The sequence below is a fragment of the Brevundimonas sp. NIBR10 genome, assembly GCF_027912515.1.
Taxonomy (GTDB): domain Bacteria; phylum Pseudomonadota; class Alphaproteobacteria; order Caulobacterales; family Caulobacteraceae; genus Brevundimonas.
In genome coordinates this window covers 3,053,490-3,072,500 of record NZ_CP115464.1, presented here as the reverse complement: position 1 = coordinate 3,072,500, position 19,011 = coordinate 3,053,490, and the positions used below count along the sequence as shown (strand labels likewise).

General features: G+C 62.8%; 13 protein-coding genes, 1 tRNA gene and 2 rRNA genes (1 of these 16 cut by a window edge). 8 read left to right on the top strand and 8 right to left on the bottom strand.

All coding sequences use genetic code 11. The features are described 5' to 3' along the window. The 4 genes from O5K39_RS15075 to O5K39_RS15060 all read left to right on the top strand — a co-directional run. Nucleotides 1–1,635, top strand: a 23S ribosomal RNA gene (locus O5K39_RS15075); it begins 1,151 nt to the left of the window's first position. 72 nt (nucleotides 1,636–1,707) lie between these two features. Continuing rightward, nucleotides 1,708–1,822: ribosomal RNA gene (gene rrf / locus O5K39_RS15070) — 5S ribosomal RNA — on the top strand. 64 nt (nucleotides 1,823–1,886) lie between these two features. Then, nucleotides 1,887–1,963 (top strand) — tRNA-Met (locus O5K39_RS15065). Between the two features lie 465 nt (nucleotides 1,964–2,428). Continuing rightward, complete coding sequence (locus O5K39_RS15060) at nucleotides 2,429–3,160, top strand: IS6 family transposase (protein WP_271144427.1); 732 nt, start codon at nucleotides 2,429–2,431, stop codon at nucleotides 3,158–3,160. Nucleotides 3,161–3,319: 159 nt separating this feature from the next. On the opposite strand, the gene O5K39_RS15055 is transcribed toward O5K39_RS15060, so the two are convergent. Continuing rightward, the gene (locus O5K39_RS15055) at nucleotides 3,320–4,666 is read right to left on the bottom strand and encodes a sigma-54 dependent transcriptional regulator (RefSeq protein ID WP_271144426.1); all 1,347 of its coding nucleotides are present in this window, start codon (nucleotides 4,664–4,666) and stop codon (nucleotides 3,320–3,322) included. Further along, on the bottom strand, nucleotides 4,666–6,510 hold the full coding sequence (locus tag O5K39_RS15050; protein WP_271144425.1) for an ATP-binding protein: 1,845 nt from the start codon (nucleotides 6,508–6,510) through the stop codon (nucleotides 4,666–4,668). The genes O5K39_RS15055 and O5K39_RS15050 overlap by 1 nt, the downstream gene beginning before the upstream one ends. Nucleotides 6,511–6,764: 254 nt before the next feature. Between O5K39_RS15050 and O5K39_RS15045 the strand changes: the two genes are divergently transcribed. The 4 genes from O5K39_RS15045 (at nucleotide 6,765) to O5K39_RS15030 (ending at nucleotide 13,259) form a co-directional block, all read left to right on the top strand. Continuing rightward, on the top strand, nucleotides 6,765–8,132 hold the full coding sequence (locus O5K39_RS15045) for a dicarboxylate/amino acid:cation symporter (protein WP_271147169.1): 1,368 nt from the start codon (nucleotides 6,765–6,767) through the stop codon (nucleotides 8,130–8,132). Nucleotides 8,133–8,185: 53 nt separating this feature from the next. Next, complete coding sequence (locus tag O5K39_RS15040) at nucleotides 8,186–11,269, top strand: TonB-dependent receptor (RefSeq protein ID WP_271144424.1); 3,084 nt, start codon at nucleotides 8,186–8,188, stop codon at nucleotides 11,267–11,269. Between the two features lie 108 nt (nucleotides 11,270–11,377). Further along, nucleotides 11,378–12,733: a hypothetical protein gene (locus O5K39_RS15035; RefSeq protein ID WP_271144423.1), complete on the top strand. Its 1,356-nt coding sequence runs from the start codon at nucleotides 11,378–11,380 to the stop codon at nucleotides 12,731–12,733. 256 nt (nucleotides 12,734–12,989) lie between these two features. Then, entirely contained in the window at nucleotides 12,990–13,259 is a 270-nt protein-coding gene (locus O5K39_RS15030) for a hypothetical protein (protein WP_271144422.1), read from the top strand. Between the two features lie 196 nt (nucleotides 13,260–13,455). Here the strand turns inward: O5K39_RS15030 and O5K39_RS15025 are convergent, their stop codons facing one another. The 6 genes from O5K39_RS15025 to O5K39_RS15000 form a co-directional block, all read right to left on the bottom strand. Further along, complete coding sequence (locus O5K39_RS15025) at nucleotides 13,456–14,148, bottom strand: fumarylacetoacetate hydrolase family protein (protein WP_271144421.1); 693 nt, start codon at nucleotides 14,146–14,148, stop codon at nucleotides 13,456–13,458. After that, on the bottom strand, nucleotides 14,145–15,200 hold the full coding sequence (gtdA, locus tag O5K39_RS15020; RefSeq protein WP_271144420.1) for a gentisate 1,2-dioxygenase: 1,056 nt from the start codon (nucleotides 15,198–15,200) through the stop codon (nucleotides 14,145–14,147). The genes O5K39_RS15025 and gtdA overlap by 4 nt, the downstream gene beginning before the upstream one ends. Nucleotides 15,201–15,204: 4 nt before the next feature. Beyond that, nucleotides 15,205–17,367, bottom strand: a complete 2,163-nt coding sequence (locus O5K39_RS15015) for a PIN domain-containing protein (protein ID WP_271144419.1) — start codon at nucleotides 17,365–17,367, stop codon at nucleotides 15,205–15,207. Nucleotides 17,368–17,611: 244 nt separating this feature from the next. Continuing rightward, complete coding sequence (locus tag O5K39_RS15010) at nucleotides 17,612–18,127, bottom strand: DUF1993 family protein (protein ID WP_271144418.1); 516 nt, start codon at nucleotides 18,125–18,127, stop codon at nucleotides 17,612–17,614. Between the two features lie 124 nt (nucleotides 18,128–18,251). After that, nucleotides 18,252–18,443: a hypothetical protein gene (locus O5K39_RS15005; RefSeq protein WP_271144417.1), complete on the bottom strand. Its 192-nt coding sequence runs from the start codon at nucleotides 18,441–18,443 to the stop codon at nucleotides 18,252–18,254. Between the two features lie 164 nt (nucleotides 18,444–18,607). Then, entirely contained in the window at nucleotides 18,608–18,949 is a 342-nt protein-coding gene (locus O5K39_RS15000) for a hypothetical protein (RefSeq protein ID WP_271144416.1), read from the bottom strand. Between the last annotated feature and the right edge of the window lie 62 nt (nucleotides 18,950–19,011).

The following is a 19,011-nucleotide window of genomic DNA, read 5'->3' as shown; positions in this document are numbered from 1 at the left end:
TGCGCGGAAAATGTAACGGGGCTCAAGCCATGCGCCGAAGATATGGGTTTGCAGTTTACTGCAAGCGGTAGCGGAGCGTTCCGTAAGCCGGTGAAGGTCAGGCGTGAGCCTGGCTGGAGGTATCGGAAGTGAGAATGCTGACATGAGTAACGATAGGAGTGTGAGAGACACTCCCGCCGAAAGACCAAGGGTTCCTGCGTAAAGCTAATCTGCGCAGGGTTAGTCGGCCCCTAAGGCGAGGCTGAAAAGCGTAGTCGATGGGAAGCAGGTAAATATTCCTGCACCAGCTGGAAGTGACGGATGGTGTAAGTTGTCGGGGCTTATTGGATTGTTCCCGGCAGCGAAGCTGTCCCTGGAAATAACTCCAGCAGAGACCGTACCCGAAACCGACACAGGTGGTCAGGTAGAGTATACCAAGGCGTTTGAGAGAACTGTGCTGAAGGAACTCGGCAAATTGCACGCGTAACTTCGGAATAAGCGTGACTCTCCTTGCGCAAGCAGGTGAGAGTGGCACAAGCCAGGGGGTAGCGACTGTTTAGCAAAAACACAGGGCTCTGCGAAGCAGCAATGCGACGTATAGGGTCTGACGCCTGCCCGGTGCCTGAAGGTTAAAGGGAGTTGTGAAAGCGACGAACTGAAGCCCAGGTAAACGGCGGCCGTAACTATAACGGTCCTAAGGTAGCGAAATTCCTTGTCGGGTAAGTTCCGACCTGCACGAATGGCGTAACGACTTCCCCACTGTCTCCAGCACAGGCTCAGTGAAATTGAATTCCCCGTGAAGATGCGGGGTTCCCGCGGTCAGACGGAAAGACCCTATGAACCTTTACTATAGCTTCGCCTTGGCGTTAGCGACCGTATGTGTAGGATAGGTGGGAGGCTATGAAACCGGGGCGCCAGCTCTGGTGGAGCCATCCTTGAAATACCACCCTTACTGTCGTTGACGTCTAACCGAGGGCCGTTATCCGGTCCCGGGACATGGCGTGGTGGGTAGTTTGACTGGGGCGGTCGCCTCCTAAAGTGTAACGGAGGCGCGCGATGGTGGGCTCAGACCGGTCGGAAATCGGTCGTCGAGTGCAATGGCATAAGCCCGCCTGACTGCGAGACTGACAAGTCGAGCAGAGACGAAAGTCGGCCATAGTGATCCGGTGGTCCCGAGTGGAAGGGCCATCGCTCAACGGATAAAAGGTACTCTAGGGATAACAGGCTGATTTTGCCCAAGAGTCCATATCGACGGCAAAGTTTGGCACCTCGATGTCGGCTCATCACATCCTGGGGCTGGAGCAGGTCCCAAGGGTTCGGCTGTTCGCCGATTAAAGTGGTACGTGAGCTGGGTTCAGAACGTCGTGAGACAGTTTGGTCCCTATCTGCCGTGGGTGTTCGAAGCTTGAGAGGATCTGTCCCTAGTACGAGAGGACCGGGATGGACATACCTCTGGTGGACCTGTCATGGCGCCAGCTGTGCAGCAGGGTAGCTAAGTATGGAATAGATAACCGCTGAAAGCATCTAAGCGGGAAACTAACCTCAAAACAAGGCTTCGCTGAGGATCGTGGAAGACTACCACGTTGATAGGCCAGGTGTGGAAGCGCGGCGACGCGTGAAGCTTACTGGTACTAATAATCCGATCGGTTTGATCGTTTCTCAGCAAAACTCATTCGATCTTTGAATACGACAATGTCTTCTCAAATAATTCGCTGTCCGCCTGGTTGACCTGGTGGTTATGTCGGAGGTTCCCCACCCGATCCCATTCCGAACTCGGTCGTTAAGCCCTCCAGAGCCAATGGTACTTCGTCTCAAGGCGCGGGAGAGTAGGTCGCCGCCGGGTCTACCAGTCGGACAGCAGTTATTTGATATCTCTCGAACATCTTCCTTCACAAAGCCTCATCTGCCGCGGGATGGAGCAGCCCGGTAGCTCGTCAGGCTCATAACCTGAAGGTCGCAGGTTCAAATCCTGCTCCCGCACCCAAATCACAAACGCCGCCCCCAACAGGGCGGCGTTTTTGCGTTCAGACACCCCGTTCAGCGAGGCTTGCGGCTCTGCTGACCTTGTCCCACGGCGGCACGCCGTCATAAGGGCCGGTCCAGGGTTGAAACAATTCGGCGCGCGGTGACGTGCTCGGCAGGACCGCGCGCGCGATCTGACTTTCGCCAGCCACTCCGTCGGCGGAGGACGCACCGGAGGCACCTGCCAGGTTCGTGCAGCCAGTGCCGACGCCACGTCAAGGCGGAATGATGGGACCATTGGGAAGAGATCGACGGCGCAGCGGTACGAGAGCGGTGTGAAGCCCGGGATGAAGGCGGTTCACGTAGTTAGTAGAGAACTAGTCTCCAAGAAAAACGGGCAAGCAATTGAAGCTCTGGGGCGGTGCTGTCAGTCCAATGCTAACTCGTCTCAACTGAGTAGGGTGAGGGCGATGTGGAACATGGGGTTATGCGCAAATTGTCTTTCAAGCGTTATCGGCACAATGCGGAGGTTATCCGCCCGACTGTATGGCTCTACTTCCGCTTCTCGCTCAGCCTTCGCGACGTTGACGAGATCCTCGCGGAGAGGGGTGTGGAAGTCTCTCACGAAGCAATCCGCCCGTGGGTTCACAAATTCGGTCTGCAAATCGCCAGGAACCTGAAACGGCTGCGGCCGGCCCCTTCGCCACGATGGCATCTCGACGAGATGGTCAGCCGCATCGGCGATCGGCACATGTATTTCTGGCGCGCCGTGGACGATGAAGGCGAGGTTCTGGGGAACACTGTGGCGAAGCGACGCCACGCTTCGACACCGACTTCCTTCATCGAGAAACTGCTCCGAGAACAGCCGGTTAGTCCGACAGCCATCGTGACAGACGGTCTCAAGTCGTATGTCTCAGCAGTCGACGCACTGGGCCCGACTGAACTATATCGGCCCGGTCGCCTCCGCGAAAACAATCGGGTCGAGAACTCCCATCTGTCGATCCGACAGCGAGAGCGGCGGATGCAGGGCTTCAAGTCCCAGATCTCAGCGCAGCGGTTTCTGCCAACACATACCGCCGTCTACAACACCTTCAACATGCAGCGGCATCTGGCCTCGCGACCCGCGATGAAGCTGTTCCGCGCGGCCGCTCATCACGCTTGGCGCCGTGGCATGAGCGGGGAGGTGCCGTTACTCAGTCATCCGCCGGAGTTGAGTTGACAGCACTCCCTTAGGGCCGGAATTGGCTGGAAGATTTGCCTTCTGCGATCGGCGCTTTGATCGTTTCGGACGTTCGCTACCAGCAGTCACCAACGGGCTTGTTGTCCATGACGTTTGTTCGGCGAAGCGGGAAGGTGGAAAGGTAGAGTGTTGTTTGGGCTATTTGCGGCCACGAAAATCGGCGGGCCTAAGTCGGTGGCGTTGCAGCTTGTCATAGAGAGTTTTTCGGGGAAGTTTCAGGCTCCCGGCGACCGCGACAACGTCACCGCCCCAGTACTCGAGGGCTTCGAGGATCAGCTGGCTTTCGTACCGTGCCAAACTCTCGGCGAGTCCATTGCCCGGTGGCGACTGCGTCGCAGACTGGGGCTCTTCCAGGCCCGCCAGAACACGCTCGGCGAAGTGAGCCAGTTCTCGAACATTGCCGGGCCAATCATGATCCAGCAGGCGACGACGAGCGGTGGCTGACATCGAGGGTGGAGCGCGACCCTCGCGGGCTGCAGCGCGTCGCAGGAAGTGCCCGAACAGCAAGGGAACGTCATCGCGCCGTTCCCGCAAGGGTGCCACCCGGAGTTTGATGACGTTCAGACGATAATAGAGATCACTGCGAAAGATCCCCGCCCCTACCGCCTCTTCCAGGTCGACTTTGGAGGACGCGAGAATACGCAGGTCGAGGGGACGGGGCTGGGTCGCGCCGATAGGCTGGACCTCCCGCTCTTCGATGACACGCAGGAGCTTGATCTGGACGGCCATGGGCATGCTCTCGATCTCGTCCAGGAACAAGGTGCCACGATGACTGTGTTCGATATGGCCGACACGACGGCGCACGGCGCCGGGGAATGCCCCGGCCTCGTGGCCGAACAGCTCGCTCTCGATCAGGCCGTCGGGAAGCGCGCCGCAATTCACGGCGACAAACGGGTGAATGCGACGGCGGCCGCCGTTGTGCAGGGCGCGTGCGACGACCTCCTTGCCGACACCGGTCTCCCCCTCGATCAGCACGTCCAGCCGGGCGTCGGCGAGTTGGGCAATGGTGTCGCGCAATCGCACCATGGTCTCGGACGCGCCGATCAGAGGCAGTTCGAGCCCGACCTCGGCTGCGGCCGCGGAGAGGCGACGGTTGTCCAGCACAAGGGCGCGCTTCTCCAACGCGCGCTTGAGACTGCCGAGCAGGCGGTCGAAGGCGAAGGGCTTTGCCACGAAATCATAGGCGCCGTGACGCAGAGCCTCGACCGCATCCTCGATATCGCCGTGGCCCGTCATCATGATCACGGGCAGGCCGTCGTCGATGGCCTGAAGGCGGCTCAGCAGCTGGCGACCGTCGAGTCCGGGCATGCGCAGATCGCTGACGACCACACCGAGGAAGCCGGGATCGAGAGCCTTCAGCGCGGCCTCGGCTGATGAATGTGCCGTGACGTCGAACCCCTCGATCTCCAGACGTTCGGCGAGCGCCGCGCGGAAATCGTCATCGTCATCGACGAGGGCTATGGCAAAGGGGCGTGCGAAATCCATCAATGAGACGCCTTCAGTGAAATGACGAAGGTCGCCCCTGATCCGGACGGACTGAGGATCAACTCACCGCCGAAGCCCGCGACGATGTCGCGACAGATCACCAGGCCCAGACCCAGGCCGTTGGGCTTGGTCGTGACGAACGGGGTGAACAGGGCCTGGGCGACGGCCGGGTCAAGGCCGGGGCCATTGTCGGCGATGACGATCTCGACGTGATCGCGGGCAGACCGTACCTCGATCGACAAGCGGGGCGCGGCAGGACGGGCCTCCTCCAGCGCCTCGATGGCATTCTGGACCAGGTTCACAATAACCTGTTCCAACCGCACTCTTTCCGCCAAGGCGAAGCAAGGGGCTGTCGTGGTGGTCCGATCGAGGGTTATGCGGCTCTCGCGCAGACGTCCCGATAGAAGAATCAGGGCACCGTCGATGGCGGCTTCGGGATCGACGAGCGATGGGGTGGACGCGGTCTTGCGTGCAAAGGCTCGCAATTCGTCGGTGATCGAACCGATGCGCCCCGTCAGGTCGGCGATGCGGGTGAGGTTACGTTGGACACCCGACCTATCCCCACGATCCAGATAGGCCGAGGCGCTGTCAGCATGTGTGCGAATGGCAGCGACCGGCTGGTTGATCTCGTGCGCCACGCCGGCTGCGATCTGGCCCAGGGTCGCCAGCTTGTTGGCCTGAACCAGTTCGTCGCGCAGCAATTCGCGACTGGCCTCGGCCTGGCGGCGTTCGTCGATCTGGCGGTTGAGTTCGTCGTTGGCGACGCGAAGTTCGACCGTACGTTCGTCGATACGATGCTCGAGCTCGGCACGGGCGGCGATCTGGGCCAAGGCCTGGGCCTGCGTCAGCTGGCGACGTCGGATCAGGACGGCGACGACGACCATCAACAGGGTGACGATCAGGGCCGCGACGGCGCGGGCGTTGGTCACCGCCACCAGGATGGCGTTCCCGGCCGGGGACAGCAGATGCAGGGTCCAGCCCGGCGTGCTGGTCGGGGCCTGGGCGGAAATCCAGGGCTGGTCCGGGCCATTGACCGGCGCAGAGACCAGCCGGGGCGTGCTGGTCGTGGTCTGGAAGGGCAGGGGGGCCAGGGCGTCGTGGCCCAGAGTCTGACCGGCCAGCACCAGACGACGTTGCTCAGGCGTCATCTGTGCAACCGTGCGGAAACGCCAGTCGGGAACGGAGGTTATCAGGACCACGCCGCTCTGGTCCGAGACATAGGCAGGCTCGCCCGAGCCGCGCCATTCCTGTTCCAGGGCATCGAACTCGACCTTGACCACAACGACGCCGAGCAGCCGGCCGGAACCGTCGGAGAGCCGGCGCGCGAGATACAGTCCCGGTCGGCCGCTGACGGTGCCCAAGGCAAAGAACTCTGCGGATCCTTGCGCGATCGCGCGGGTGAAATAGGGCCTGAAACTGTAATTTGAGCCGACGAAACTGGTCGGGAGCCGCCAGTTGGAAGCTGCGCGGGCGACGCCGTTCGTGTCCAGCAGATAGATGGCGGCGGCCCGGGTCTGGTCCGCAAGCAGCTCCAGCTTGCGATTCACAAGTTCGGCCCGTGCCGGTGTCGCGTCGCTCAGCAGCATGACCGCCTCGGGGTCCTGAACCAGGACCAGGGGCAGGGACCGGTGCTTCTCGAGCTCGCTGCGCAGGACTGCGGCGTGCAGGGCGGCGGCAGCCTGTGCTTGGCGGCCTATGTCACGTTCGGCCTGACGGCGGGCGACCTCGCCCGCAGCGACTGCGGCTGTGATCGTCAGGATCAGCCAGGCGACGATGACGAGCGGCCAGGGCCCCTTCGACGCCTGCTGGGCGAGGCCACCAATGAAAGTCCTCAGAACAGCCATGTCGCCAATGTGCGATTTTCCGCACGATCTAGCCATAGTCATTGGCGGAATTTCGCACTACTCGCCTGAAAAATTGACCAGTAATGGAGAATTATTCAGGGAAAACAGTGCATAGACCGAGCGAGAAGAAGGATTTCGAATCCGGCGAAAGCGCGGCGAAGATCGGTCCAGCGAAGGCGACGCAAGATCGCATCGAGGAAACAGCGGACCTGGTCCGTCGAGAGGAAGCGGTCTTGAACCCCAGTACGCCTGCCATGCCGACGCCGGTCAAACACCCCTTCTATCGCCACCTGTATTTCCAGGTGCTGATCGCCATCGCGCTGGGGGCGCTGATCGGGCATTTCTGGCCCAGCACGACGGGGCCGAACGGGGAGGCGATCGCGGGCTTCGGCGAGAAGCTGAAGCCGCTGGGCGATGCCTTCATCCGGCTGGTCAAGATGATCATCGCGCCGGTGATCTTCCTGACCGTGGCGACGGGGATCGCGCATCTGAGGGATCTGGCGCGTCTGGGCCGGGTGGTGGGCAAGGCGTTTGCCTATTTCCTGACCTTCTCGACCCTGGCGCTGATCGTCGGGCTGATCGTGGCCAATCTGGTCAAGCCGGGCGCCGGCATGAACATCGATCCGGCCAGTCTGAACGCCGGGGCGGTCGCCGCCTATGCGGACAAGGCGCACGATACCTCGATCGTCGGCTTCCTGATGAACATCATCCCCGAGACCGTGGTCGGGGCGTTCGCGGGCGGCGAAATCCTGCAGGTGCTGTTCTTCTCGGTGCTGTTCGGGGTGTCCCTGGCCATCATCGGGGACCGGGCCCAGCCGGTGCTGAACGTGCTGGAGAGCCTGTCGGACGCCATGTTCAAGCTGGTAGCGATCCTGATGAAGGCGGCGCCGATCGGGGCGTTCGGGGCCTTTGCCTTCACCATCGGCAAGTACGGGATCGAATCGGTGGTCAACCTGGCCGCTCTGGTGCTGACCTTCTATTTCACGGCCGCCCTGTTCGTCGTCGTGATCCTGGGGACCGTGGCGCGGCTGAACGGGTTCTCGATCTTCAAGCTGATGCGGTATCTGAAGGAGGAGCTGCTGCTGGTGCTGGGCACATCCTCGTCCGAGGCGGCCCTGCCCAGCCTGATTCAGAAGATGGGGGCGGCGGGTTGCGACAAGTCCGTGGTCGGGGTGGTCGTGCCGACGGGATATTCGTTCAACCTGGACGGCACCAACATCTACATGACCCTGGCGGCGCTGTTCATCGCCCAGGCGTGCGGGGTCGAGCTGACGCTGGGCGAGCAGGTTCTGCTGCTGGCGGTGGCCATGCTGTCGTCCAAGGGGGCGGCGGGGGTGACGGGGGCGGGCTTCATCACCCTGGCCGCGACCCTGGCGGTGGTGCCGTCGGTGCCGGTCGCGGGGATGGCGCTGATCCTGGGCGTGGACCGGTTCATGAGCGAGTGCCGGGCCCTGACCAACTTCATCGGCAACGCCGTGGCCACCATCGTGGTGGCGCGCTGGGAGAACGAGCTGGATCGCGACGCGCTGGACGCCGCCCTGAACGGAACGCCCAAAGCCCTGGCCGCACAGCCCGACCCGAAGGCGGGGCCGGGCGACGACACGGCCGTGGTCGCAGACTGACGAGCCCGCAAACACAATCAACGACGCCGCAAAGGCGACTGAGGGAGGAACAAATGAGAACCTTGAAGAGCACACTGTTCGCGACAACGGCCGCCGCCGTACTGACCCTGGCGGGTGCCGCAATGGCCCAGACGCCGCCGACGCAGGATGCCGCCGCGCAGCCCGACGGGATCGACCCCGACGCGGCCCAGGTCGAGGACGTCGTCGTTGTTGGATCCCAGATCCGCGGTGCCTCGACGACGGCAGCCCTGCCCGTGACGGTCATCACGGCCGATGAGGTCCTGGCCACCGGTGCGGTGAACGGCGACGATCTGTTGCGGTCCATTCCCCAGATGGGCGACGTGCTGTTCTCCGCGGCCAACAATCCCCAGACCTCCAACGCAGCGCGCGGCGACGTCAACTCGGTCAATCTGCGCTCGCTCGGCGTCGGCAACACTCTAGTCCTTCTGAACGGTCGCCGGATCGTTTCCCACCCGACCAGCCAGGGCACGTCAGACACGGGGACTGTGCCGGTGCTCAGCTACAACTCCAACGCCATTTCTGTATCAGGGCTGGAGCGGCTTGAAGTGTTGCTGGACGGCGCGGCCGCCATCTACGGCGCGGACGCGGTCGCCGGCGTAGTCAACACGGTTCTGGAAGACGATTTCGACGGCCTCGAGGTCGAGACCCAATATGGCGGTGCGGAGGGCACCCACCTGCGGGAGTTCACCCTGGGCGTCCATGCGGGCAAGGACTTCGCCAAGGGCAATGTCTCTGCCTTCATCGACTACACCAAGCGCGAGGCCCTGCTGGCCGAGGACCAGGATTTCACGGCCTCGGCCGATCTGCGTCCCTTCTTCGCGAACGAGCCCGGTTTCGAGACCTCGGCCGACCCGGATGCCCGGGCTACGCGGGGTGCCTGGGCTAGCCTCGCGGCACGGACAACGACGGCGATCCGCAGGAACGGCACGGCCCTGACCACCGCTGCCGGGGTCTTCCACAGCCAGCCGTCCAGCTATGGCTGTGGCGCGCCGATCGCGACAGACATCTGTATCGCCTCGGGGGCGATCAGCTTCACCGGCGCTGGCCGTGACCTGCGCTACGATACGGCCATCGGCACCACGGTGACCCCAGAAGTCGAGCGGTTGAACACCTTCTTCACCGGTCACTACGACTTTGACAACGGGATCACGGCCTTTGGTGAGATCGGCTTCTATGCCGCGACGACCCAGAACATCCAGCCGCCGACCATCAACCTGAACGCCATCTACATCCCGGCGTCCAACTACTGGAACCCGTTCGGCCCGGTGACCTTCGCCAACGGCCAGGCCAATCCGAACCGGCTGTCCGGCCTGACCGGCGTGCCGACGGCCGGCCTGCCAGTCCGTCTGACCAACTACCGCTTCAATGACACCGGGTTCCAGACGGTCGATGTCGACAACTATCAGGCCCGGTTGCTGGGCGGGCTGCGCGGTGAATGGCGCGGCTTCAACTGGGAAAGCGCGCTGATGTATTCGCAGGCCGGGGCCACCGACACCTCGAATGCGGTGAACATGACCGCGCTTCAGGCCAGCCTGGCCCTGTCGACGCCCGACGCCTACAACCCCTTCAACGGCGGGTGCGTGACCACCACGACGTTCGGCGACTGCACCCCCAGCTCCCAGGTCGCGATCGACGCCATCTCGACCGACCTGGTGCGCGAATCCGAGACCGGCCTGACCCTGTGGGACTTCAAGGTCTCCCGGCCGGACCTGCTGAACCTTTGGGCCGGGCCGCTGGGCGTGGCCTTTGGTGTCGAGGCGCGCCATGAGACCCAGGACGACGACCGCGACGCCGATCTGGACGGCACCAACATCTTCCGCGACGTCGTGGACGGCACGATCAGCATCTCGAACCTGGCCGCCGTCAGCTCCAACCCGGACACCCACGGCGAACGGGACGTGTTCTCGGCCTATGTCGAGTTCGCCGTGCCCGTCGTTTCGCCGGGGATGAACATCCCGTTCGTCGAGAGCCTGACCTTCCAGGTCGCCGGTCGCTACGAGAACTATTCCGACTTCGGCAATGTGGCCAAGCCCAAGATCGCGGGTGCCTGGGACATCGGTCACGGACTGCGGGTCCGGGCGTCCTACTCCGAAGGCTTCCGCGCGCCGAACCTGGAACAGACCAATGCTGCGACCTATGCGCGCCTGGCCACCAACAACGACTACATCCGCTGCGAGGCGGACCTGCGGGCGCGCCGGATCGCCACCTTCAACGCCTGTTCCCAGTCGATCGGCTATTCGCTGCTGGTCTCGGGCAATCCGGACCTGAAACCCGAGGAGAGCACCAACCAGTCCGTCGGTCTGGTGTTCCAGCCGACCTTCATCCCACCGAGCTGGGGCGACTTCACCTTTACCGTCGATCGCTGGAAGATCGAACAGACCGACATCGTCGGCCTGATCGGCGGCCAGACGGGCGTGGTTCAGGACTATCTGGCCCGGGTCCAGGGCAGTTCCAGCGCAAACGTCAACCGCGCGGCGCCGACCGTCGACGACGTCGCCTTCTTCGCCGGTACGGGTATCGCGCCGGTCGGCCAGTTGCTCAGCGTCTCGGACCGGTTCGTGAACCTGCTGCCACAGGACGTGCAGGGCATCGACTTCGGGATGCAATGGCGGCTGCGCGACACGCCGATCGGCCGGTTCCGCTTCAGCCTGAACGCCGCCAAGCTGATCGACTTCAATCGTGATGCAGGCCCCGCGATCGACGAACTGGACGCGGCCCGCGACGCCGGGACGATCAATCCCGCGACGCCACTGCCGATCGCGTCCAACCTGCTGGCGCGCAACGGCCGGCCCGAGTGGAAGGTCACGTCCAATCTGACCTGGTCCAACGGACCCTGGCAGGTCGGAGCGTTCGCCCAGTATACGGGCGCGGTACGCGAGACCGGCTTTTTGTCCACCACCGGCGAACAGTGGAAGGTCGATAGCCAGATCACCGGTAACCTGTATGGCCAGTACGAGTTCGACGATGCCATGGGCTGGGTCCGTGGAACCAAGGTCCGCGTCGGTGCCCGCAACATCACCAACGAAACACCTCCCCTGGCGCAATCAGGCTATCTGGGATCGCTGTACCGCCCCTACGGTCGCTACTGGTACGTCAACCTGTCCACCAGCTTCTAGGTGGCATCAGGCTCGTGACGCGCTGACCTGCGGCGCGAGCGCATTCTTCTCCCCGAAACTGGGGCGGCGCTCCGGCGTCGCCCCAGCCTTTTCTTTCCGGATTCAAGCATGATGGTCCTGACCCGTACCATGCGTCCGATCGTTATGGCCCTGTCGGCCATCGGTCTCCTGGCGGCCTGCGCGATCGCCGGCGAGGCGGCCACTGCAGAGGCCGGCGTCGAGCCTGCCGAGGCGACCTGCCCCGACGGCCTGCCCGCGCGCACCGCCTGCTATCGGGGGCGGTCGGACGAGGGTGCCTTCTACTGGATCGCCATTCCGGCCGACTGGAACGGCACCCTGGTCGTCCACGCCCACGGCGGGCCGCGCACCCAGCCTCCGGCACAGGACGACCCGGTCGAGGATCTGCAACGGTTCGCGGTGACCGTGGGGGAAGGCTACGCCTGGGCCGGATCGACCTATCGACGCGGCGGCTATGGCGTACGGATGGCCGCCGAGGACACGGACATTCTGAGGACGATCTTCTGGGGCCGGTTTGGCAAGCCCAGGCGGACCATTCTTCACGGCCAGTCATGGGGCGGCAATGTCGCGGCCAAGGCGGCGGAACTCTACGCGATCGCCGCCGACGGATCGAACAACTACGACGGCGTCATGCTAACGGCCGGGGTGACCTCAGGCGGTACCCGAGCCTATGGGTTTCGTGCCGACCTGCGCGCCGTGTACCAGTTCTATTGCCGGAATCACCCCAGGCCGGATGAGCAGCAGTATCCGATCTGGCAGGGTTTGCCTGCCGATCAAAGCATGTCTCGGGCTGAGCTATCCGCGCGCGTTGACGAGTGCACCGGCGTCGGACTTCGGCCCTCGGAGCGAACGGCACTTCAGACATCCAACCTCCGCAACATACTTGGTGTGACCGGTATCGGCGAACCACAACTGGTAGCCCATCTGGCGTGGGCAACGAACCTTTTTCAGGACATCGTCCACCGTCGGCTAGGTGGTCTTAATCCCTTCTCCAATGCCGGCGTCACCTATTCCGGATCGGATGACGATGCGGCGCTGAATGCCGGGGTCGAACGCTTTTCGGCGCATCCAATGGCTGTGGCACGGCTCGCATATGACGCCGACCTGAGCGGGATCATCGTTCTGCCTACAGTGACCATTCATGCCAAGTACGATCCCACCGTGTTTGTCGGCGTAGATCATTTCTACCGCCAGACGGTAGCATCAGCCGGGCGATCGAATCTGCTCGTTCAGACTTTCACCAACGAAGTTGATCATTCGAAACTCAGCAACTCCGAGTATGCCGCGTTGCTCAAAAATCTGTCTGAATGGATAGATACGGGAACAAGCCCTTCCTCTAGTGAAATCGCGGCTGACTGCGATCAGTATGTAACGCGATACGAAGAGCCATGTCTGTTCGATCTAGATTTTGTACCGTCACTATCGGTAGGTTCGGTTAATCCTTGAGCGTGAATGTCCTCTGCAGTCATCAAGAAGATGGGCTTAATCATCGACCTAACGGTACTGTCAGTCTAGGGCCAATCCATTTCCATTGAACGTGCCTTAAGCCGCTGATGGAGATGACGTCTCGTGAAGCCGGTCTCGTTCAAGCGCCACCGATTTCCAAGCGATATGATTCATCAGGCGGTATGGCTGTACTTCCGCTTCAGCCTCAGTTTTCGTGACCCCGGGGGGGGGGGCTGGCGCAGCGCGGGATTGTGCCGTGGGCTATGATACGATCCGGTGCTGGACGATTGAGTTTGGAACGCTGATCGCGAAGCGGCTGAACCGCCGCCATTTCGTTGGCATCTGGATGAAATGGTCTGTTCGAGCGGCGGAAAGCGCATGTGCCTTTGGCGGGCCGTCGATGACGAGAACGACAGCAGCAGAGGTTCAAATCCCAAGCCGCATCGCAGAGATTCCTCACCACCCACGCAGCGATCTACATGCCTTCAACATCCAACACCATCTGATCAGCAGACCCGCCCTTTGACGCGTTCGCTAGGAAGCGAATGCTGCTTGTGCGACCGTGGTCGCCTGATTTCGGCAGGGTGTGGAGCTTCTCAATTCGGCCGGGTTATCCTGAAAGTCCCACCCTTCGCCGCATTCGCACCGATGTGGATGCCGCATGACAACCTCTAGGCCGTCCGAACCCGCCAGGCTGCGGTGAAATCAGCCCAACAGGGTCATCAGGTTGCCGGTGGGCCGATGGTGACCGCGAGTTGGCCCAAGCCATTGATGGCCCCCACCAGTATATCGCCCTGAACGACCGGACCAACGCCGGCTGGCGTGCCGGTATAGATCAGGTCGCCCGGCTCCAGCCGATAGAATTTGGATAGGTGGGCGATGATTTCCGGAACCGACCAGATCAGGTCGGCCAGGTCGCCGGTCTGTCTGGTCGTGCCATTGACGGTCAGGGTGATAGCACCTTTCGAGACGTTGAAGCCCGCCGCCGGACTTATCGGGCCCAGGGGCTTGGATTCCTCGACATTCTTACCCGCGTCCCAGGGACGGCCAGCGTCGCGAGCAATGAATTGAAGGTCGCGCCGTGTCATGTCCAACCCGACAGCGTAGCCATAGACGAGGTCGAGCGCCTGCTCCTCCGGTACGTTTCGACCCGACTTGCCGATGGCGACGACCAGTTCGATCTCGTGCTGGTAATCCGATGTGGCCTGCGGATAGGCGATGATGCTGCCGTCGGGAACGACTGTCTCGGGCCAGCCGGTGAAGAAGAAGGGCGGCTCGCGGTCCGGATCCTTTCCCATTTCGCGGGCATGAGCCGCGTAGTTGCGACCGATGCAGAACAGGCGACGGATGGGAAAGCTTTCACCTGTGGTGGTCGGGGCCAAAACGGGGGCTGCCGGCTCGAAGATCAGTTTCACGCGTTTTCTTCCCTGTAGAGATTCAGCTTTTCCTGGCAGGCCCGGTCGGAGTAGCCGAACAGGACCAGGGTGTCGTCCGCCTCGAACCGCAAGCGCGTCCAGGACGGAACGACCATGATGTCGCGCGTCGCCAATGGCATCGGCGCGTCGTTCAGCCAGGCCCGCCCGGCCCCCTCGACCACCACATAAATACTGGCGTCGGTCGATCGACGGCTGCGGGAGGAGAACCCCTTGGGCAGCAGGCGAACATGGGCCAAGATCGTCGGCATGATCGACCCGCCGTCGGCGGGGTTTGTGAACTCCAGCGCGTGGCCCAGATGCGGATCCGGCTCTCCGGCCTGGGCCAAGCGATCCAGGGCGGAACGCCATTCGGCGTAAGGGTAGTGAAACAGAGGCTGATGCGACGGGCGACGGTCGGCGATACTGCCCCGCATGGGACGCAGATTGTGGCCGTATCGGCTGGACGTATCGCCGGGCGGGACGGTTTCGGGATGGGCGTCGCAGCCCAGTCTTTCCGAGAAACTGGCATCGAAATGGCTGACAGTCGGGATGTCCAGACCGTCCAGCCAGATCATGGGCCGGTCGCTTGGATTGCCGTGGTCGTGCCACTGGCCACCCGGAGTCAGAACCAGGTCGAAGGGCCGCATGAAGGCCTTCTCGCCGTCCACGGCGGTGAAGGCCCCTTCACCCTCCATGACGAATCGCAGGGCGCACTGAGTGTGACGATGGCAGGGCGCGACCTCGCCCGGCAGGATCAACTGCAGCCCTCCATACAGACTGTTGGTGATCCGGGAGGCACCGGGCAGGCCCGGGTTTTCCAGGATCAAAACGCGCCGCTCGGCCTGGGCCGCGCTGATCAGATCGCCGGCGCGCATCAGATAGTGGCGTGCGTCGTCATAGCTCCATTTGTGCGCCACGACCGCCGACGACGGTTCGGGCGTCACCAGCGAGGCCAGCACCTCCCACAGCGGGCTCAGGCACGCGGGCCGCATCTCGTCGTACAGCGCCTGAAGCTGGCTGGTCTGTTCATTGCTCAGGGCGGCCTGGGACATGCGGTCAGACCTGGATGACGACGCGATCGTCGACCGGCTTGGTGCCCGGAATGCTCATGGCGGCGACAAAGGCGTCCCACACCTCGGCCGGCTGTCCGGCCTGGAACATGAACCGCTCCAGATGCTTGCCCATGACCGGATGGGCCCGGTAGTCGGCCAGGGGCAGGCCTTCGGTCAGATGCTCACGCTCGGCGACCGGCAGGACGATCAGCTTGGCGACCTCGGGATCTCGGACGACGCCCTTGGGGTCGTGCCCGGCCTCGACGGCATCCATGTCGGCCATCAACTGCTTGCGCAGCATCTGGATGCCACGGTCGCTGAGTCCCAGTCTCTCCCTGGTGCGATCGGCGACGACGCCCTGACCCACCCAGGCGATGAAGTCCTGGTTGATCACGTGGGTGCTGATCCAGCGGCCGGTTTCGGGATCCTTGATCGGCCCCTTCCAGGTCGGGATCGGACCCTGGACATAGGGCTCAGACTCCTTGGGCACACGATTGAAGACCCAGGAAATGCTGAGCGTGTTCTCGTCATCGATCGGCACGCGCCATTCGAAATGGTCGCCGAGGAAGAAGCAGTTCGGCAGCAGGCAGACGCGGCCGACGGTCCACATCGCGTGGTTCTCGGGCTGTCCCTCTCGCTCGCGTCGATAGATCAGGCCGTATTCGAACTCGTCGAAGGCGACCTGGAGGTGCTTGGGTCCCAGCTCGGCCATGGCGTCCTGCTGGCGGCGCGACCAGTTGGTGTGCATCCACTCGAAGTGGACGGGGTCGATCGAGTTCTCCTGGCACTGAAGCCAGTTGCAGGGGATCTCGGAGACAATGATCTGGGTGAAGCCGTTGTCCCAGGTGAACGGCTCCCAGTTCGGCAATTCCGGCGCGGGCAGGCTACCGGTTTGGGGAGCGGCCTGCAGCGGCATCAACCAAACCGTGTCGGTTTCCTTGGCCTTCGCTCGGAACTCGGCGCACTCGGAGCTACCGTACCTTCCTTCGAAGTTTGGTCGTTTGATCCAGTAGAAGCCGGTCGGAATGCGGGGTTCCTCGCGGTAGGGAAGCAAGGATCGGAACTGGCGACCGACCTCGTCGGCCTTCGCCGCGCGATCCTTACGGCGCTGCTGGAACGGCGTTAGCGGCGGACTAGGAATCGCGCGGGGGAGGGGCGCGATCAGCTCGACTTCCCGCTCGTCCGGCAGCAGACGCCAGCCTTCCGAGGCCGACATCTCGATCGTGAGGCGTTCCGCCGTCGCCGACCCGAGGTTCTCGTAAAGAAGGTCGACCGATCCAATCCGACTCGCATCGGCCAAACGCTCGTGCAGACGTTCGAAGAAGGCGTAGAGGTCGTCTCGCCACTTCCCCCATGCCGCAACATAGCGGTTGTGGTCGTACTGGCTTGCCTCGCCAGAGAGGTCGTCGCTTCCGATGAAAAAACCCTCGCCCATCCGCATGATGGCAGTCGCAAGCGGCGAAAGCTGCTCGCAACGTTTGACAAGCGAGACTATCGCCTCTCCCCGAAGAGTCTTCACCATCAGCCGCGCGATTCTCAGCCGCCCAGAATCCAGCTGGCCGGAATCCCAGTCGGCTACGACCTGTGGGTGCCGGGCCAACAGTGCCGCGTTCTCGCGCTGTAGCTGCAGAATCTTTTTCCGGTCGTGGTCGACTGGGTCTGGCAGGAGCCAACTGTCCGGGGGAGCCTTTGCGGCGAGGCCGCACCGTCGAGCGGTCACGCGAGGCCCGGAGTCGTGGCTGAGCAGGACTTTAGGGGTCGCTGTGGGCGTATCGAGCGCTTGAGCTACGAGCCCATCGTCGGCTCGCGAGGGATCCAACCCAGGATGCAGCGACCAGTCTGTCCGCGGTACCTCCGGCAGACCCAAGTTGACCTGCACCGGCGCGTCTCGGAGCTGAATTTGCGTCGGATCGCGTTCGGAGGCGGCGTCGATTTGCCTGAGCGCCGCGCGTGCGCGATTCCGCACTCGATCCTTTGGGTCGACCTTCTTTTGATCGAGCTCGGTGAGGACGGACGGCACCACCATCACGTCGACCCGTTTCACCCCTGGCAGCAGTTCGCGCCACTGAAGATCCTGTAGATCTCTGAGCTGCAGGAAGCAGTTGCAGTCGACCACGACCGCGACCGCTTCTTGAGGAGGCGAAGCCATTTCGTCGCTGTCTGTCATCGCCGGCTACAATCCATCGCTCATTGGTGTCGATCCCGTTTGGCTCGACCGAACGGACCGGCTTAGGTCAACATGAATCGCTTTCGGATGGCCAGAGAGGGAAGGAACAGCAGCGTTAGCAGCAGCCGCACTTGGCCCAATATCGCATTGCTGGCCAAGGATAGATGTACGCTACTGGCGCATTCCAGACTGCCCATTGGCATTAGCCATCGGTGACCCCCACTTGCCGCCGTCACCAAGTTGGCTAGCCCAGGCCGGCGGCAAACATGTCTGCCTTCCCGAGTGGCACCCAGTTGTTGCGTAGGATCGCGTAGACCATGGACACATGGAAGTTGATGGTGGTGGCGGTGAACACGGTCATCCACCGCGAGGCGGGGAAGGTCGGAGCGAGGCCCGGCATGATCTCGTAGGTCAACGGGAAAGTGTCACGGCCTTCGAACTGCTCTGGCGTGAGTGAGCCCAGATAGGACAACGCGGCATCCAAGCCCGCGTTGAAGCCGGCGACGTCGAGATCAGCGCTGATGCCGTCCGGCACTTCGAGCCCGGCAACCCTAGCCGACCATGTCCTGGTGAAGTTTGCGACGACCATGAGCTGGAACCCCAGTGGATGCATGTCGTCGGCCAGCCGCCAGTTCAGCATGTCCTGCTCGGAAACCCCGAGGTCAGAAGCGTGCGCAACACCTTTTCCGAGGAGGTGCTTGGTAGCAACCACGGACCGGGAGAACAGATCAAAGAAGGAATAGAGACAGGTGGTTGACATGAGCTTCCCGTGGCTTTTGCAACGCGTCTGTCCCCGGGGACCGACACTTATGTGGTTGAAGGACCGCCATTCGTGCAGTTGGTCAAGGCGGGGAGGTGAGCTGAAGCCTGTAGGCTCGGCCAGTTCAGCGCGGCTGAAAAGCACGCCCGCGATTACCGATCACGACCCACCCGGCATTGGTCGGCCGATAACCGCCCTTGCCGCCGGGTTCCGCCAGACCCAATACGACGAGCTCTGGGCCGCGATTGATGGTCGCATTGCGCGCCGGATCAACGAGGTCGAGCAGGGCGTCAATCCGTTCGTCGTCGGTCATCATTTGGTCTTCCACGGCTTGAGGGGAGAGGGCCGACCGACGCTGCCTGGCGCAACGCGGTACGGCCAGCTAATGGGCCGGCGGCCCGTCGGTCAAACCCTCATGACGACACAGTGACCCTCGTCCGCAGTCACTGTTGGACCTGAGTCCTGCCGCCACTGCCGCATTCAGCAGAGCCTTGCCCAGGCCTGATCCATCTCACCCGGCGCGAAGTCTTCTTCCAGAGCAGTCGCGCCCCCGGAGATGAAGCGTTGGGGGCCGGTCATGCCCCCCAGTCCGTTCTTGCTGTTCACATAGCCACAAATGGCCGTGGTTTCACCACGCCGCACGACGCGGACCAGGGTGAACTCTGCCGAGTCCGGATCCCGCAGACGCGCCTTGACCGCCTCCTTTCCGACGATCTCGTAGGCGGCGTCGCTGGGACCGGTTGGCTTTGGCTCGTCGCCGCAGGCGGTGAGGGGGAGAGCAAGCGCGAGGGCGGCGGCGAGGATGTTGTTACGAGGGATCATAGTGGGTCTCCGATGTCGCCGAAGAGTCTCGGCGACGGACGGTTCGCTCTACTCTCGAACAC

Bases quoted from the DNA above. Each gene is read 5' to 3' on its own strand.
- O5K39_RS15060 (WP_271144427.1), top strand. From the start codon at position 2,429: ATGCGCAAATTGTCTTTCAAGCGTTATCGGCACAATGCGGAGGTTATC.
- O5K39_RS15055 (WP_271144426.1), bottom strand. From the start codon at position 4,666: ATGGATTTCGCACGCCCCTTTGCCATAGCCCTCGTCGATGACGATGAC.
- O5K39_RS15050 (WP_271144425.1), bottom strand. From the start codon at position 6,510: ATGGCTGTTCTGAGGACTTTCATTGGTGGCCTCGCCCAGCAGGCGTCG.
- O5K39_RS15045 (WP_271147169.1), top strand. From the start codon at position 6,765: ATGCCGACGCCGGTCAAACACCCCTTCTATCGCCACCTGTATTTCCAG.
- O5K39_RS15040 (WP_271144424.1), top strand. From the start codon at position 8,186: ATGAGAACCTTGAAGAGCACACTGTTCGCGACAACGGCCGCCGCCGTA.
- O5K39_RS15035 (WP_271144423.1), top strand. From the start codon at position 11,378: ATGATGGTCCTGACCCGTACCATGCGTCCGATCGTTATGGCCCTGTCG.
- gtdA (WP_271144420.1), bottom strand. From the start codon at position 15,200: ATGTCCCAGGCCGCCCTGAGCAATGAACAGACCAGCCAGCTTCAGGCG.
- O5K39_RS15015 (WP_271144419.1), bottom strand. From the start codon at position 17,367: ATGACAGACAGCGACGAAATGGCTTCGCCTCCTCAAGAAGCGGTCGCG.
- O5K39_RS15010 (WP_271144418.1), bottom strand. From the start codon at position 18,127: ATGTCAACCACCTGTCTCTATTCCTTCTTTGATCTGTTCTCCCGGTCC.
- O5K39_RS15005 (WP_271144417.1), bottom strand. From the start codon at position 18,443: ATGATGACCGACGACGAACGGATTGACGCCCTGCTCGACCTCGTTGAT.
- O5K39_RS15000 (WP_271144416.1), bottom strand. From the start codon at position 18,949: ATGATCCCTCGTAACAACATCCTCGCCGCCGCCCTCGCGCTTGCTCTC.